At 67.7% G+C, this 16,463-nt stretch carries 15 protein-coding genes; 6 read left to right on the top strand and 9 right to left on the bottom strand.

The annotated features are described in order from the left end of the window. The first annotated feature begins 297 nt into the window (after positions 1-297). Complete coding sequence (locus M1105_RS06665) at positions 298-636, top strand: P-II family nitrogen regulator (RefSeq protein WP_249579560.1); 339 nt, start codon at positions 298-300, stop codon at positions 634-636. Between the two features lie 23 nt (positions 637-659). Next, entirely contained in the window at positions 660-1,997 is a 1,338-nt protein-coding gene (gene amt, locus M1105_RS06660; protein ID WP_249579559.1) for an ammonium transporter, read from the top strand. 97 nt (positions 1,998-2,094) lie between these two features. On the opposite strand, the gene M1105_RS06655 is transcribed toward amt, so the two are convergent. The 4 genes from M1105_RS06655 to M1105_RS06640 all read right to left on the bottom strand — a co-directional run bounded on the left by M1105_RS06655 (position 2,095) and on the right by M1105_RS06640 (position 5,753). Further along, positions 2,095-2,751, bottom strand: a complete 657-nt coding sequence (locus M1105_RS06655) for a YggS family pyridoxal phosphate-dependent enzyme (RefSeq protein ID WP_249579558.1) — start codon at positions 2,749-2,751, stop codon at positions 2,095-2,097. Further along, positions 2,748-3,614: a sulfotransferase domain-containing protein gene (locus M1105_RS06650; RefSeq protein ID WP_249579557.1), complete on the bottom strand. Its 867-nt coding sequence runs from the start codon at positions 3,612-3,614 to the stop codon at positions 2,748-2,750. Before M1105_RS06650 ends, M1105_RS06655 begins: the two co-directional genes overlap by 4 nt. A gap of 47 nt (positions 3,615-3,661) precedes the next feature. Beyond that, complete coding sequence (locus tag M1105_RS06645; RefSeq protein ID WP_249579556.1) at positions 3,662-4,492, bottom strand: sulfotransferase domain-containing protein; 831 nt, start codon at positions 4,490-4,492, stop codon at positions 3,662-3,664. 109 nt (positions 4,493-4,601) lie between these two features. Further along, entirely contained in the window at positions 4,602-5,753 is a 1,152-nt protein-coding gene (locus M1105_RS06640; RefSeq protein ID WP_249579555.1) for a porin, read from the bottom strand. 306 nt (positions 5,754-6,059) lie between these two features. Between M1105_RS06640 and M1105_RS06635 the strand changes: the two genes are divergently transcribed. From M1105_RS06635 to holA, 4 genes are all read left to right on the top strand, one after another. Continuing rightward, positions 6,060-6,617: a DUF3576 domain-containing protein gene (locus M1105_RS06635; protein ID WP_249579554.1), complete on the top strand. Its 558-nt coding sequence runs from the start codon at positions 6,060-6,062 to the stop codon at positions 6,615-6,617. Between the two features lie 108 nt (positions 6,618-6,725). Then, the gene (gene leuS / locus M1105_RS06630) at positions 6,726-9,314 is read left to right on the top strand and encodes a leucine--tRNA ligase (protein WP_249579553.1); all 2,589 of its coding nucleotides are present in this window, start codon (positions 6,726-6,728) and stop codon (positions 9,312-9,314) included. Positions 9,315-9,405: 91 nt separating this feature from the next. Then, positions 9,406-9,807 (top strand): LPS assembly lipoprotein LptE, encoded by a 402-nt coding sequence (gene lptE / locus M1105_RS06625; protein ID WP_249579552.1) that lies wholly within the window; start codon positions 9,406-9,408, stop codon positions 9,805-9,807. 1 nt (position 9,808) lies between these two features. After that, positions 9,809-10,828 (top strand): DNA polymerase III subunit delta, encoded by a 1,020-nt coding sequence (holA, locus tag M1105_RS06620; protein WP_249579551.1) that lies wholly within the window; start codon positions 9,809-9,811, stop codon positions 10,826-10,828. A gap of 16 nt (positions 10,829-10,844) precedes the next feature. Here the strand turns inward: holA and M1105_RS06615 are convergent, their stop codons facing one another. The 5 genes from M1105_RS06615 to mnmE are packed head-to-tail and all read right to left on the bottom strand — an operon-like array spanning position 10,845 to position 16,420. Beyond that, on the bottom strand, positions 10,845-11,792 hold the full coding sequence (locus M1105_RS06615) for a ParB/RepB/Spo0J family partition protein (RefSeq protein ID WP_249579550.1): 948 nt from the start codon (positions 11,790-11,792) through the stop codon (positions 10,845-10,847). Positions 11,793-11,802: 10 nt separating this feature from the next. Continuing rightward, entirely contained in the window at positions 11,803-12,594 is a 792-nt protein-coding gene (locus tag M1105_RS06610) for a ParA family protein (protein ID WP_249579549.1), read from the bottom strand. Between the two features lie 18 nt (positions 12,595-12,612). Then, a complete protein-coding gene (rsmG, locus tag M1105_RS06605; RefSeq protein WP_249579548.1) occupies positions 12,613-13,236 on the bottom strand; it encodes a 16S rRNA (guanine(527)-N(7))-methyltransferase RsmG in 624 nt (207 codons plus the stop codon). Beyond that, a complete protein-coding gene (mnmG, locus tag M1105_RS06600; RefSeq protein WP_406600605.1) occupies positions 13,233-15,116 on the bottom strand; it encodes a tRNA uridine-5-carboxymethylaminomethyl(34) synthesis enzyme MnmG in 1,884 nt (627 codons plus the stop codon). Before mnmG ends, rsmG begins: the two co-directional genes overlap by 4 nt. Continuing rightward, complete coding sequence (gene mnmE / locus M1105_RS06595) at positions 15,113-16,420, bottom strand: tRNA uridine-5-carboxymethylaminomethyl(34) synthesis GTPase MnmE (protein ID WP_249579677.1); 1,308 nt, start codon at positions 16,418-16,420, stop codon at positions 15,113-15,115. Before mnmE ends, mnmG begins: the two co-directional genes overlap by 4 nt. Between the last annotated feature and the right edge of the window lie 43 nt (positions 16,421-16,463).

Below are 16,463 nucleotides of genomic sequence, written 5' to 3'. Positions count from 1 at the left end.
GCTGGCCTTCGCCCGCTAGATATGACCTCTGGCGGGTCCGCGCCAGTGCAGGCTTCGCGTGGCCGGCAGATTATGGACGGGTGTGACTGCGGCTGGACATATTGATTTTATGCATAATTTTTAGACATTTCTAATCAGATGATTACTGGATAGGCGAAATAGGTGCCGTTCTCGCGCCATCACTCTGCCCCGAAGCATTGAATCGCCGGTTGCTGCCACGAAGCGGCCGATCTGGCACGCAACTTGAATATGCCACCACGAGTGATCCGCGCGGTCACACGCAAGCTGGGGAGACAGATGAAACTCGTAATTGCCGTCATCAAGCCCTTCAAGCTCGAGGAAGTCCGCGAGGCCCTGACCGGGATCGGTGTGCAGGGGCTCATGGTTTCCGAGGTGAAGGGCTATGGCCGTCAGAGCGGCCATACCGAGATCTACCGCGGCGCGGAATACGTCGTGAACTTCGTGCCGAAGATCAAGATCGAGATCGTCGCAGTCGACGATCAGGTCGACCGCATCGTCGAGACGATCGCCTCGACCGCCCGCACCGGCAAGATCGGTGACGGCAAGATCTTCGTCGTCAATGTCGAGGCCGCGGTGCGCGTGCGCACCGACGAGCGCAACGAAGACGCGCTCTGAGCGCGCCGGGATCAGAGAGAGCCATGAGAAACACCATGAAGCAGTTCCTTCCCCTCGCAGGCGCCGCATCCGCGCTGATGCTGGCCGCTGGCCCCGCGCTCGCACAGGAGGCCTCGCCCGAGGTCCCGGCGAACTCGGTCTACATCTTCAACACGCTGCTGTTCCTGATCGGCGGCTTCCTCGTGATGTTCATGGCCGCGGGCTTCGCCATGCTCGAGGCGGGCCTCGTGCGCACCAAGAACGTGGCGATGCAGTGCACCAAGAACATGGCGTTGTTCTCGATTGCCGCCATCATGTTCTACCTCGTCGGCTACAACCTGATGTATCCGGGCGAGGGCTGGATCATCGGCGACGTGATCGGCGCGCTGGGCGCAAAGTCGATCGACGAGGTGGGCGGCGGCGACGTTGCCGCAGGCTACTCGGCGGGATCGGATTTCTTCTTCCAGCTGATGTTCTGCGCGACCACCGCGTCGATCGTGTCGGGCACGCTGGCCGAGCGGATCAAGCTCTGGCCCTTCCTCATCTTCACCGTGATCCTCACCGGCTTCATCTACCCGATCGAGGCATCGTGGGAGTGGGGCACCGGCTGGCTCGACGACCTCGGATTCGCCGACTTCGCGGGCTCGACGCTGGTGCATTCGGCCGGCGGCTGGGCGGCGCTGGCAGGCGCGATCATCCTTGGGCCGCGGCTTGGCAAGTACAAGGACGGGCGGGTCAACCCGATCCCCGGCTCGAACCTGCCGCTGGCGACGCTTGGCACCTTCATCCTGTGGCTGGGCTGGTTTGGCTTCAACGGCGGCTCGCAGCTTGCCATGGGTTCGATCGGCGACGTGACGGATGTGAGCCGGATCTTCGTGAACACCAATGTCGCGGCGGCGGCGGGGGCGCTGGTGGCGCTGGCGCTCACGCAGGTGCTCTATGGCAAGGTCGATCTCACCATGGTGCTGAACGGCGCTCTTGCCGGCCTCGTGTCGATCACGGCCGAGCCGCTGGCGCCGACGCAGTTCCTCGCGATCATCATCGGCGGCGTCGGCGGCGCGCTGGTGGTGTTCGCGGTGCCGATGCTCGACAAGTTCAAGATCGACGACGTCGTGGGCGCCATCCCGGTTCACCTGGTCGCTGGCATCTGGGGCACGATCGCGGTGGTCCTGAGCAACAGCGATGCGACGCTGATGGCGCAGCTCACGGGCATCGTCGCCATCGGGGCCTTCGTCTTCGTGGTCTCGCTGGTGGTCTGGTCGGTGCTCAAGTCGACCATGGGCATCCGCGTGAGCCAGGAGGAGGAGATGCTGGGCCTCGACAGCGCCGAGCTGGGCATGGAGGCCTATCCCGAGTTCGGCAAGGGCTCGCAGTTCGTCTGAGGCGAACCGGAATCCCCTGGGGGTGCGCCGCTGCGTGCCCCCGCCTTGACCCGGAGCCCCGCATATGGCTCCGGGTTTTTTCGTCCGTGGCCTGAGTTCAGCCGTGGGCGCGCGCGCCGAACAGCGCCGAGCCGACGCGGACATGGGTGGCCCCCTGCGCGATAGCCTGCTCGAAATCGCCGCTCATGCCCATGGAGATGCCGGTCAGGCCGCAGCGCTGCGCTAGCGCCGCAAGCCGCGCGAAATGCGGTGCCGGGTCGTCGTCCACTGGCGGGATGCACATCAGGCCACGCACATCGAGGCCCAGCGCCCGGCATTCGGCCACCAGCGCCTCGGTCTCGTCGGGCGGGCAGCCGGCCTTCTGCGGCTCGGCCCCGGTGTTCACCTGGACGAAAACCGGCAGGTGGCGGCCCGTCTCGGACATAACTTCGGCGAGGCGGCGGGCAAGCTTTGGCCGGTCGACCGACTCGATCACGTCGAAGAGCTCGACCGCCTGGCGGACCTTGTTCGACTGGAGGGGCCCGATCAGGTGCAGCTCGATGCCGTCATGGCGCGCGCGGAAGTCCGGCCACTTGGAGGCCGCCTCCTGAACGCGGTTTTCGCCGAAGACGCGGTGGCCCTGGGCGAGGATGGCCTCGATGCGGTCGAGGGGCTGGACCTTCGAGACCGCGACCAGCGTGATCGCGTCGGACGCGCGACCGGCCGCGCGGGCGGCCGCGTCGATGCGGGCACGGATGTCTTCAAGCGGGCTCATGCGCCGGCCGCGAAGGTTGCCGTCTCCTCGAGGAGCTCGGGATACCAGGTCTCGAGCGTCGGCAGGAAGGCCTCGCGCAAGCGGGCCACCTGGGCGGGGCTGAGATCCTCGCGCCAGCTTCCGGCCTTGCCCTTGGCGAAGAAGCGCTCCATGCCCGGGGGGCGCTCGACGAAGCCGGCCTTCTCCTCCTGCTTGCGGAGCTGCTCGAAGGAAGCCGCGCGTATGGCACGACGGAGCTGCCCGTCGTTCACCGGGGCGCGAAGGAAGCCGAGCAGGCCGCGGAAGGCGCGCTCGGGGTCGGCCACCATGTCCTCGTACCGCATGACATGGCGGGGAAGGCCGGGGGCACTAAGCCAGCTCTGGACATGGGTCTCCCAGCTGCCGAGGACCTCGCAGATCATCGTGGGGCCGTAATTCACCGCGCGCGCGTCCATCATCCGATCGATCGCCGCATCGAGGCTGCTGACGAGGTGACGTGCATAGGATTGCGCCACGTCGAAGGGATTGCGGATGATGTAGATCGCAGCAGCGGTTACCTCGGGCGGGATCAGATCGATGTCGCCGATCCGCTCGATACGGGAATGGGTCTTGACGAAATGGTGGTGCGGCTTCGAGAGCGCGATAAGCCGCAGCGCCTTGGGCCGCGTCAGCAACCATTCGTCGAAGTCGGCGGCATGAAAGGGCCGCCCCGCGGCGCGGTCGAAGAAGTCTTGGCGAACATCGCCCGTTGTGAAGCGGCGCAACGAGTTGATGTCAAGCTGCTCGCTCTTTGGAGCGAAGTAGTTCGCGAGAAACCCGCGCGTCCAGGTGTTTCCCGACTTCGGATAGGACGCGAGCCAGATGATGCGTTGCGCGGACTGCATGCGGTCTCCGTGGTCTCAGGCGCGGCAGCGGCGCGCCGGGGCGGCCTTCAGAGATACCCGAATTCGGCCATGACGTCGTGGTGATCCTTGCGGATGCGCTCGACGATCTCGGGCGCGAGTGCCTCTTTCCACTGGTCGGCCTTGCCGGTGTGGAAGAAGCGCTCGCTGTTGTCGGAGCGCTCGATGAAAGGCGCAGCCGTCTCCTGCCGGCTCACTTCCTCGAAGGACGAGAAGCGGATCGAGCGCTCGACCTTCGCGGGGTCGGGCCTGAAGCCGATATGGCGCAAGAGGGCGGTGAACGCCGTCTCCGGATCGGCAAGCATATCCTCGTAACGCACGACGAGGACAGGAAACGCCTTGGTGCGCGTCCAGGAGCGGACATGCGCCGACCAGTTCCCGAGATACTGCTTGACGGAATCGCTCTTGCCCACGGTGGTGTTGTCGTCGCGGGCGATTGCCGCGGCCGCGTCTGCCGGCGTCTTGCCGAAATGGCGCGCGTAGGAGAGCACCATGTCGAGCGGGTTGCGGATGATATAGACCGCGCCGCGGGTGAGATGCGGCGGGATCAGCTCGACGCCAAATGCCTTGGCATTGATGCAGTGGGTCTTGACGAAGTTCACGTCGGCATCGTTCGCAACGATGCCGCGCAGGACCTTACCGCGCAGTGCGAGCGTGCGCTGGTGATCGGATGGATCGAAGTCGCCCTTGGCGACCTTGCGATACGTGACGGTCACGGAATCTCCGATGCCGAGGCGGTGCACCTCGTTGATCGGGATAGGCGTATCGTTCGCAAACACGTAGTTGGCGAGGAAGATCCGGGTCCAGGTGTTGCCGGACTTCGGATACGACGCCAGCCAGACGATGCTCTTGGTCGGCATGGACCCGCGCTCCCGTGCTGCCGGTGGATGGAACAAGACCACGCCTATAACGAAAAAAGAGAGGGGGGCAAGGCCCCCCTCCCGGTATCCCTGGCAGATCGGGTCAGGATCAGAAGCTGATCTTGATGCCGGTGCCGATGATGAAGCCATCGACGTCGTTGCCGCCGCCGACGCCGCCGTCGCTCAGGTCCTCGTCGAAGTCGACATAGGCGCCGTAGGCACCGAGATCGACGCCCTTGGCCAGCGTGTAGTTCACGCCGAGCAGGAACTGGTCGAGCTCTTCATCCGCGCCCAGAGCCGCGTTCTCGTTGTCGACGTTCTCGCCGTGGAAGTAGGTGAACGAGAAGCCCCACGGACCGGTCTCGTAGCTGATGCCGGCATCCCACGCAGTACCGTCCTGCGAATTGAATCCGCCACCCGCGGTCGAGTTGTTCTGCTCGGCCCACGAACCACCAACGGTCACGCCGGCGAAGCCGAAGTTGGCGCCAAAGCCCAGAACGGTCGGGTCATCCTGACCGGCGCGGTCGTTGAAGGCGATGCCCCAGCGAGCCGACAGGGCGATGTCGAAATCGCCGAACGAGTTCACGTAGTTCGCCCCGAGGTCGATATAGTCACCCGTCAGGTTGTCGAGGTTCTGCTGGGTGTTGTTGTCCTGCGACGCGTCACGCGCATAGGACGCGCCGACCTGGAAGCCCGCGAAGCGCGGCGTGTAGTAGGTGATGCGCTGCGCGTCGTTGTTGCGGTCGTTCTCGAGGTAGGTGGTGCCCAGCGTGCCGCGGAAGATGTCGTCGCCGACGTCGACGCTGGTGCCGCTGTTGTTGCTGACGCTGCCCGAGAACGGGATGAACGCGGTGGTCGAGCCCGAGTTCACGTTCAGGAAGGTCACGTCGGGCGCGGCATACTGCATCTTGTAGCCGGCCGAGTTCTCGGACCCGAGGTTGACCTCGCCGAACGAGCCCTGGATGAACATGTAGGATTCGTCGATCGTGTCCGTGCTCGTGTTGCCCTCGAGCTGGATGTTCGCGCCGATCTTGATGCCGTTGTCGAGCGTGATCGACGGGATGAACCAGATTTCCGCGTCCTGCTTCGAGTCGACGCCGCCGAGCTGCTCGCCGGTGATGCCGTCAACGCTCGAGTCGGCGTAGGCGACAAACTGCTCCATGTAGCCGCCGACGCGCACGTTCCACTCGGCCGCGCTGGCGGTCGAAGCGAACGCCCCGGCAAGCGCGATCGCGCTGGTGCTGAGGAGAACTTTCTTCATTGTGTCCCTCTTTCGATTCCACACGTGTGTTTCAGAATCAGCAGTCGGCAAGGTTTTCCCCACCGAGTTTGTCAGGAGGCTCGCCTGCCCCACCTCGCTTTTCTCACCCGGGAGCCCCATGTCGTCAATCAGATGTGCGTCGCGGCTCAAGCGGCAGAGGCAGTGCGGTGCATTTTGGCAACAAGCCGGATGGTGGTCGCCGACGGCTAGGCAGCCCCGTTCCGCTATGTTAGAGACGGCGCGGCCGGCACGCTCCGCTCAAGAGACGCGAACCGGGCTCAGGGCTCAGGACACTCCGGGGGCAGGATGACACGACGACTGGCCATTGCTCTCATGGTCGCGGTGGCGCTTGCGGGATGCGGCGCAGGCAGCAACGAACTGGCGGCCGAGCCCTACGAGGGGCCAAAGGGATCGCCGCGGGATTTCAATCCCGACCGCGCGGATTCCGTGTTCGGCGAGGGCGGCTTCAGCGTCAACAATCTCAACAGTATCTTCGGTGGCGGCGACGAGACGGAGAGGAAGGGCGCGATCCCGGTCAACAAGTATCTGTGGCAGGCGTCGCTCGACACGCTGTCGTTCCTGCCGCTGGCGTCGACCGATCCCTTCACCGGCGTGATCGCAACCGACTGGGGCACGACGCCCGAAGCCGCGGGCGAGCGCTTCAAGGTCACCGCGTATCTGCTGAACACCGAGCTTTCGGCCTCGTCGCTCAAGGTCGCGGTGTTCCGCGAGCGGATGAGCGAGGCCGGCGCCTGGATCCCGGCCGAGGTCAACCCCGACACGGCGCGCCGGCTCGAGGACGCGATCCTGACGCGCGCGCGCCAGCTCAGACTGGCGGCCGACGGGACGCCGACTTCGGGCTGACGCCCGCACGCGCCGGCGCTCACCGCGCGCGCCTTCCGTTGAATTCGCGCCGCGCCCCTCGTATGACGGGCGCGGCTTTTTCGTCTGACACCGAGAGGGATCGCGCCGATGTCGCGCTACAACGCCCGCGAAGCGGAACCGAAATGGCAGCGGATCTGGGAGGAGCGCGGCGCCTTCCAGGTCGAGCGCGACCCCGCCCGGCCGAAATACTATGTGCTCGAGATGTTCCCCTACCCCTCGGGCCGCATCCACATGGGGCATGTGCGCAACTACGCCATGGGCGACGTAATCGCCCGCTTCAAGCGCGCCCAAGGCTACAACGTTCTGCACCCGATGGGCTGGGACGCCTTCGGCATGCCGGCCGAGAACGCAGCGATGGAGCGTCGCGTCCATCCGGGCGCGTGGACCTACCAGAACATCGAGGCGATGCGCGCGCAGCTCAAGGCGATGGGCCTGAGCCTCGACTGGTCGCGCGAGATCGCGACCTGCGACCCCGAATACTACGCGCAGCAGCAGGCGATGTTCCTCGACATGCTGGCGGCCGGGCTGGTCTACCGCAAGTCATCGGTGGTGAACTGGGATCCCGTCGACCAGACCGTTCTGGCCAACGAGCAGGTGATCGACGGCAAGGGCTGGCGGTCGGGCGCAGCCGTGGAGCGGCGCGAGCTCACGCAGTGGTTCTTCCGCATCTCGGACATGGCGGACGAATTGCTGACGGCGATCGACGGGCTGTCGAAATGGCCCGAGAAGGTGCGCCTAATGCAGCGCAACTGGATCGGCAAGAGCCGCGGGCTGCAATTCGCCTTCGAGACGAAGGGGGCGCCGGAAGGCTACGAGCGGCTGGAGGTCTATACCACGCGGCCAGACACGCTGATGGGCGCGAGCTTCGCGGCGATCTCGCCCGACCATCCGCTGGCCAGGGCGCTGGAGAAGGACAACCCGGACGTGGCCGCGTTCTGCGCCGAATGCCGGCGCGTCGGCACCTCGGAGGAGGCGCTCGAGACCGCCGAGAAGCGCGGCATCGACACCGGCATCAGGGTGGTCCACCCGCTCGACCCGAACTGGGAGATGCCGGTCTGGATCGCGAACTTCATCCTGATGGATTACGGCACGGGCGCGATCTTCGGCTGCCCCGCGCATGACCAGCGCGACCTTGATTTCGCACGGAAATACGGGCTTCCGGTCGAGGATGTCTTCCTGCCGCGCGAGGGCGGCGAGCCGGTCGGGACCGAGGCCTACGTGCCGCCCAAGACCGAGCCGGTACGTTATGTGCGCGGCTTTGCCGGGCCCGAGATCCAGACCGGCGAGGCCGCGGTCGAGGCGGCGATCCGGCACGCCGAAGCCAACGGCTATGGCCGCGGCGTCGAGAACTTCCGCCTGCGCGATTGGGGCATCAGCCGCCAGCGCTACTGGGGCTGCCCGATCCCGGTGATCCATTGCGACGCCTGCGGCGTCGTGCCGGTGCCGAAGGCTGACCTTCCGGTGCGCCTGCCGGACGATGTCGAGTTCGACCGCCCCGGCAACCCGCTGGACCGCCACCCGACCTTCACGAAGGTCGACTGCCCGGCCTGCGGAAAGCCCGCCCGGCGCGAAACCGACACGATGGACACCTTCGTGGACTCGTCCTGGTACTACGCGCGCTTCACCGCGCCGCGCGCCCAGACGCCGACGGACGCGGCGGATGTCGGCTACTGGATGAATGTCGACCAGTATATCGGCGGCATCGAGCACGCGATCCTGCATCTCCTGTACTCGCGCTTCTTCGCGCGGGCGATGCACCGCACGGGGCACCTGCCGGAGCGGTGCATCGAGCCCTTCGAGGCGCTGTTCACGCAAGGCATGGTCACGCACGAGACCTATGCGACCGTCCGCCCCGACGGCCGCCGGACCTGGCACATGCCCGACGAAGTCGAGCGCACGGTCGAGGGCGCACGCCTCGTCGCGACGGGGGCCCCGGTCGAGATCGGCCCCTCGATCAAGATGTCGAAATCCAAGAAGAACGTCATCGACCCCGAGGCGATCATCGAGCAGTTCGGCGCCGACACGGCGCGCTGGTTCATGCTCTCGGACAGCCCGCCGGAGCGCGATGTCGAGTGGACGACCGCGGGCGTCGAGGGGGCCTGGCGCTTCCTGCAGCGGATCTGGCGGATGCTCACGGCGGCGTCGATCGCGCCGCGGGGCACGGCCGAGCCGGCAGCCATCGGAGCCGAGGCCGAGGCGCTGCGCCGCGCCACCCACAAGGCCATCGCGGGCGTCACGCGGGACATCGAGGGCTTCACCTTCAACAAGGCGGTGGCGCGGATCTACGAGCTCGCCAACGCCATCCAGAAGGCGGAGAGCGCGGGCGAGGACATCGACTTTGCCCGGCGCGAGGCCTTCGAGACGCTGGCGCGGTTGATGACGCCGATGACGCCGCATTTCGCCGAGGAGATGTGGCAGGCCCTCGGCCACGCGACGCCGCTGGTGGACATGCCCTGGCCAGTGGCGGACCCCGCGCTGGCGCGCGACGAGCGCATCACCCTGCCCGTGCAGATCAACGGCAAGAAGCGCGCCGAGATAGAAGTCGAACGCGAGGCCGATGCGCCCACCATCGAGGGATTGGCGCTCGCGCTGCCGGACGTTCAGCGCTACCTTGAGGGCCGCCCGCCGAAGAAGGTGATCGTGGTGCCGGGACGGATCGTCAATGTCGTCATGTGATCGCAGACGCCTCATCGCACTTGGGGCTGCGCTCGCGCTGTTGCCCGGCTGCTTTCGTCCCATGCTGGCCGAGGGCGGCGGGGCGGCGGAGATGCGCGGGCGTATCGCCCTTCCGCAGACCACGGACCGCTTCAGCTTCCACCTGAGGGACCGGCTGGAGCAGCGTCTGGGAACGCCGCAGCAACCGGATTACCGGCTCGAAGTCGTCACCGCCGTGACCGAGAGCGGGCTTCTGGTCGCGCAGGACAACACGATCACGCGCATCCGCGTGCAGGCCGTGGCCGACTTCCGCCTCTACCGCGACGGGGTGGCCGAGCCGGTGCTCGCCGACCGGATCGTCACGGAATCGGGTTATGATTCAACCGCCTCGCTCTATGCCTCGCGCACCACGCAGCGCGACATCGAGCGGCGCGTGGCGCAGGACCTCGGCGAGCGGATCGCCCGCCGGATCCAGGCGCAGGCCGCGCAGATCGAGGCGGCGGCGCAGTCGTGACGTGAAGCTCTCGGGCCGCGACAGCGCGAGTTTCTGCCGGACCCCCGACATGCGGCTGGCGGCGGCGCTGTTGTTCGGGCCGGATGCCGCGACCGTCTCGGTGGCGCGGCGCGAAATCGTCGCCGCGCTGTCGGAAGGCGACGAGATGCGCGTGACCCGCCTCGATGGCGGCGCCGTTCGGAAGGATCCCGCCGCGCTCGACGAGGCGGTGCGGTCGCGCGGCTTCTTTCCGGGGCGCCGGGTCGTGCTGATCGAGGGCGCCCGGGACGAGCTTGCCGACACCATTGCGGCGGTGCTGGCGGACGCAACGCCGGAGGATGCGTTCGTCGTGGCCGAGGCCGGGGCGTTGGCGCCCCGCTCGGGCCTGCGGAAGCTGTTCGAGGCGAGCCGCGTCGCGGCCGCCTGCGGCCTCTACCCCGATCCGCCAGACCCCGCCGAGCTGAGCGCGGCGCTGCAGCGCGCCGGTCTCTCGGCGGGCGTCACGCGCGAGGCCGAGACCGCGCTCGCCTCGGCGGCGCAGGAGCTCGACCGCGCGCAGATGGCGCAGCTCGTCGAGACGATCGCGCTCTATGGTGCTTCGGCGAGCGCGCCCTTGCCGGCCGAGGCGGTGCTTGCCCTGCTCCCCGCGGCGAGCGATGCCGAAATCGACCGACTGATCGACGCGGTGGCAGGAGGCCGGGCGGAGGACGTGGTCGCCCTCTACGACCGCGTCGCCGCCGGCGGCGGCGGCCCGGTGCAGATCCTGATCGCCGCCGGGCGGATGTTCCGGCAGATCCTCACGCTCGCGAGCGCGCCGGACGGGCTCGACGCCGCGCTCGCGCGGCTACGCCCGCCGGTCTTCGGACCGCGCCGCACGGCGCTGGCGCGGCAGGTGGCGAACTGGCCCGCAAGCCGGGCCGAGGCGGCCCTGCGGCTGTTGCAGGACACCGACAGGACCTTGCGCTCGCCCGGCGCGCGGCCCGACCGGGCGCTGGTCGAGCGCTGTCTCATTCGGATCGCGATGATGGGCGCGCGCCGCTGAGCCCCTCGCCGCGGCCCTAGCCGGTCAGCCGCTGGCACAGGCGATCGAGATCGTCGAGATCGCGGTAGCGGATGCGCACCTCTCCAGATCCGTCTCCGACATGCTCGATCGTCACCCGCATGCCGGTCGCGGCCGAGAGATCGCCTTCGAGCAGCCGGGTGTCGGCGTCCTTCTCGCCTGCCGCGCGGCCCGTGCGGGGGCGGGCGCGGCGGGGTGCGGCGCTCGCCTCGCGCACCAGCTTCTCGACGTCGCGCACGGTGAGACCCGCGGCGACCGCGCGGCGGGCGAGCCCGACCGGATCGGGGGCGTTGATCAGCGCGCGCGCATGTCCCGCGCTCAGCTCGCCCTTGCGCAGGAGATCGAGCACCTCGGGCGGGAGGGCGAGCAGGCGCAGGATGTTGGCAAGATGGCTCCGGCTCTTGCCCACGATTCGGGCGAGCTCGTCCTGCGTGTGGCCATAGCGATCGAGCAGCTGCGAATAACCCTGAGCTTCCTCCACCGGGTTGAGATCGGCGCGCTGGACGTTCTCGATCACGGCGACCTCGAGAACCGTGCGGTCGTCGAAGTCGCGCACCACGACCGGCAGCCGGTGAAGCTGCGCGCGCTGCGCCGCTCGCCAGCGCCGCTCGCCCGCGACGATCTGGAACTCGCCGGGACGCGCGGGATGGGGGCGCACGATCACCGGCTGGATGATGCCGCGCTCGCGGATCGACGCGGCGAGCTCGGCAAGATCCTCCTCGCGGAAGTCGCGGCGCGGCTGGTCCGGATTGGGGTGGATCCGCTCGATCGGGGCGCTGGTCACGGCGCGCTCGGCCATACTGCCGGTCTCGACCGTGCCCGGCTCAGCCGCGCCTCCCCCGCGCGGTGCGGTGTCCTGCGGGCCGACCGGGACCTCGGCCGCCTCGATGTCGCCGAGCAATGCCGACAGGCCGCGTCCGAGGCTCTTGCGGTCGGGCTTCTTCATGGGTCTCTCCTCAGGCCGCGGCGCTGGCGGCGTTGCGCCGGATCAGTTCCTCGGCAAGCTGGCGGTAGGACAGGCTGCCGGCGCATTCCGGGTCGTAAAGCAGCACCGGGAGCGCGTGGCTCGGCGCCTCGGACAGCCGGACATTGCGCGGCACGATGGTCCGGAACACGGTATCGCCCAGGTTCTCGCGCACATCCTGAGCGACCTGCGCCGAGAGATTGTTGCGCCGGTCGTACATCGTCAGAACGATGCCCTCCATCCGCAACCTTGGGTTGATCTTCTGCTGAATGCGCCGAATGGTGCTGAGGAGCTGGCTCACACCCTCGAGCGCGAAGAACTCGCATTGCAGCGGGACGAGGATCGAGTCGGCGGCGACCATGGCGTTAACTGTCAATATGTTGAGAGATGGTGGGCAATCTATCAATATATAGTCATAGTTTGCCAGGGACTCGCCGTCATCGAGCGCTCGCCGCAAGCGCTCGCTTCGATCCGCCTGATCCGCGAGTTCGACATCCAGGCCCGAGAGATTGCCGCTGCCCGGAATGATCGACAACCCTTCGACCGGAGTCGGCGCGGCGGCGGCGGCAAGGTCGGCCTCGCCGGTCAGGACCTCGTAGACCGTCGTCTCGCGGCGCGATGCGAGCAGACCCAGACCTGTCGAGGCGTTACCCTGAGGGTCAAGATCGACCATCAGGACCGACTTGCCCGCCATCGCGAGGGCGGCACCCAGGTTGATGGCCGTCGTCGTCTTGCCGACGCCGCCCTTCTGGTTGGCAATGGCGATGATCCGTCGAGAGCCCATGCCGGCATTCCTCGGTTGTCAGCGACGCGCAGAGTAATCGTGGATTTTAACGATCCGCCCCGAGGGATCGGTCCTGCTCGGATGAAGACGGGCCTCAATATGCCAATGCGCCCGGGCCTCGGTCAATTCGCTTTCCACCGATCGGCCCTTGGGAAAGAGCAGGCAGGTGCGCGGCCCCCGGAATCGTTCGGCGAGCCGCAGCAGCGTGTCGAGCGGCGCGAGGGCGCGGGCCGAGATCACGTCGGCCGCGCGGGGCGGCGCCGTCTCGATGCGACAGTTCTGGATGGTCACCGCGACGTCCATCGCAGACGCCGCTCGGGCCAGAAAGGCGCATTTCCGCGTGTCGCTCTCGATCAGGGCGACATGCGCCGCAGGGGATCGTTCCGCAAGGACAGCCGCGACCACGAGGCCCGGAAATCCCGCGCCCGAGCCCATGTCGACCCAGAGCGCCACACCCGCAGGCGCAAGGTCGGTCAGTTGCGCCGAATCGGCCATATGCCGAGCCCAGACATCCCCGAGAGACGCCCGCGCCACCAGGTTGATGCGCGAATTCCATTGCCGCAGAAGGGCTTCGTATCGGGAGAGCCGTTCGAGTGTTTCACGTGAAACACCGAAGACTGCCGAAAACTCCTCCGGCGTCACACCCGCCTCCGCCGCCCATCCTGCGCCGTGATGGCGAGGAGAAGCGCAAGCGCGGCCGGTGTCATCCCCTCGATCCGCGAGGCTTGGCCCAGCGTCTCCGGCCTCACTCGTTCCAGCTTCGAGCGAAGCTCGGACGAGAGGCCCGGGATCGCCGCGTACTCGAGGTCCGGCGGAAGAGCGCGGCCCTGCTCGGCACGCAGTCGCGCCGCCTCCGCCCGCTGGCGCTCCTCGTAGCTGCGGTAGATCGCCTCGCGCTCGATCTGCCGCGCGGTCTCGGGGTCGAGCGCGCCAAGCGCCGGCCAGACCCGCGCAAGCTGCGCGAGATCGACACCCGGGAAGGCGAGCAGCGCATGGACGTCGCGGCGCAGCCCGTCTCGGTTGACCGCGATCCCGTGCGCGGAAAGCGCCGACGGCGTCGCCGAAAGCTCGGCGCAGATCCGGCGCCCAGCCTCGAGCCGCTCCCGCTTCGCCTCGAACGCCGCACGCCGGTCGTTCGACACGCAACCGGCCGCAATCGCCCGGGGTGTCAGCCGCTGGTCGGCATTGTCAGCCCGCAGGCTGAGCCGATACTCGGCGCGCGACGTGAACATCCGATAGGGCTCGGACACGCCCTGCGTCACGAGATCGTCGATCAGTACCCCGATATAGGCCTCGTCCCGCTCAAGGATCAGCGGCGGACGCCCAAGGCATGCTGCCGCCGCGTTGAGCCCCGCCACCAAGCCCTGGGCGGCGGCCTCCTCGTAGCCGGTGGTCCCGTTGATCTGACCGGCGAGGAACAGCCCCGGCAGGGCCTTGACCTCAAGGCTGCGCGCAAGCGCCCGGGGGTCGATGTAGTCGTACTCGACCGCATAGCCCGGCTGAAGGATCACGGCGTGTTCGAGACCCGAAATGCTCCGCACATAGGCCTCCTGCACGTCGACAGGCAGCGAGGTGGAGATGCCGTTCGGATAGACGGTATGGTCGTCGACGCCCTCGGGTTCGAGGAAGATCTGGTGCGACGGCTTGTCGGCGAACCGGGCCACCTTGTCCTCGATCGAGGGGCAGTAGCGCGGTCCAACGCCCTCGATCCGTCCGGAATACATCGCCGACCGGCCCAGGTTTTCGCGGATGATCTCGTGCGTGCGCGAGTTTGTATGGGTGATGTGGCACGGCACCTGAGGCGCCTGCAACCCCATGGTGAGGAAAGAGAAAAAGGAGGGCTCCTCGTCGCCTGGCTGGGCCTCGAGCTGTGCGTGGTCGATGGTTCTCCGGTCGAGCCGGGGGGGCGTTCCGGTCTTGAGGCGGCCCACCGGCAGTCCGAGATCACGGATCATCGCCGCGAGCCGGTTAGATGCCGGGTCGCCAATGCGCCCAGCCGGACGGCTCTCGGTCCCGACATGGATCACGCCCCGGAGAAAGGTGCCGGTGGTGAGAACCACGGCACGGCAGGCGATCTCCCCACCCCCGCCAAGCCGGACGCCCGCGAGTCGCCCCGACACGGCGAGAAGCTCAACGACCTCGCCCTCGACGACCGCCACGCCGGGCGCCGCGGCCACCGCGTCCTGGGCGAAGCGCCGGTAGAGCCCCCGGTCGCACTGCGCCCGCGGCCCCTGCACGGCGGGACCCTTGCGCCGGTTCAGCAGCCGGAACTGGATGCCGGCGGCGTCTGCCGCGCGGCCCATCAGGCCATCGAAGGCGTCGATCTCGCGCACGAGGTGGCCTTTGCCGAGCCCCCCGATGGCCGGATTGCACGACATCTCGCCGATCCGGTCGAAACGGTGTGTGACCAGGGTCACGCGTGCTCCCGCTCGGGCAGCGGCAAGTGCGGCTTCGGTGCCCGCATGGCCTCCGCCGACGACGACGACGTCGGTCTCAGATTGTTTCACGTGAAACACTCCTATTTCCCGACACAGAACGAGACGAAAACACGATCCAGCATCTCCTCGACACCCGACCTCCCGACGAGCTGGCCCAGCGACAACAGGGCCGCTCGCAGGTCTTCCGCAACGATCTCCGCCGCCGCCGAGGATAGTCCCTCACGCGCGCGGCACAACGCATCGCGGCAGTCGGTTAGCGACCCTCGCTGCCGTGCGTGGCTTGTCACGCCATCGGCAGGAACCCGCGCCGAAAGCCGCTCAAAGACATCGGTCAGGAGGTCCGCAACCCCCTCACCATCCAGCGTCGAGATGCAATGGTCTCCGGGCCCGGTCGCAAGGTCGGACTTCGTCCAGACCGTCAGATCGCCCTCCTGCCAAAGCCGTGCGGCGGCACCATCACCCATCGCGTCCTCCGTGCGGAAATGCAGCCGCAAATCCGCAGCGCCGGCACGCGCCATGGCCTTCTCGACTCCGATCCGCTCGACATCGTCATCGGTCGCGCGAAGCCCCGCCATGTCGAGAAACGTGACAGGCAAACCGCGAAGATCGTATCGCAACTCGATCACATCACGCGTCGTTCCCGGATGCGGCGACGTGATTGCCGCCTCGCGGCCCGCCAAGTGATTGATAAAGCTTGATTTCCCACAGTTCGGCGCACCCACCACCGCAACCTCGAAACCCTCACGCAGCCGCTCCAGCCCGACCGACGCGGACAATTCCGCCTCGAGTTCACCCACCATCCGCCCGAGAGCCTCATCGAGTGCGGGCGAGAGCTCCTGTGGCACGTCCTCGTCCGCCCAGTCGATCGTGATCTCGACCTGCGCGAGGATATCGAGCAGGGCCACTCGCCACGCCTCGGCGCGCCGGTGAACCGACCCCGCGACACCCGATGCCGCGAACTGGCGCTGTCGTTCGGTCTCGGCCGAGAGCAGATCGCCAAGCGCCTCGACCTCGGCAAGGTCCAGCCGGCCGTTGAGCAGTGCCCGGCGCGTGAACTCGCCCGCCTCGGCCGGCCGCAGGCCCGCGATCCGCGAAAGACGGGCATGGACCGCGGCAACGACCGCCCGCCCGCCATGGCAATGGATCTCGACCATCGGCTCGCCAGTGAAGCTGGCCCCCTCCGCGAACCTGAGCACGAGGGCCTCGTCGAGTATCCCGCCCGCCTCGTCCACCAGCCGCCGAACCGTCGCCACCCGCAGCGCCGGCAGTGGTGCCCCCGTCATCGCACGAAGCGCATCATCCGCCTTGCTGCCGGACAGACGCAGCACCGCGATGCCGCCGACCCCCGGCGGGGTCGCGAGTGCGAAGATCGTGGCGCAATCGAGCATGTGGGACACCAAAGCTGCATTCGCTCCTTGACCGCGGTGCGCC

Origin of the sequence: Thermohalobaculum sediminis (assembly GCF_023487995.1) — a bacterium.
Classification (GTDB): Bacteria; Pseudomonadota; Alphaproteobacteria; order Rhodobacterales; family Rhodobacteraceae; genus Thermohalobaculum; species Thermohalobaculum sediminis.
The sequence above is the reverse complement of the archived record's forward strand: the minus strand, read 5'-3'. Positions and strand labels throughout refer to the sequence as shown.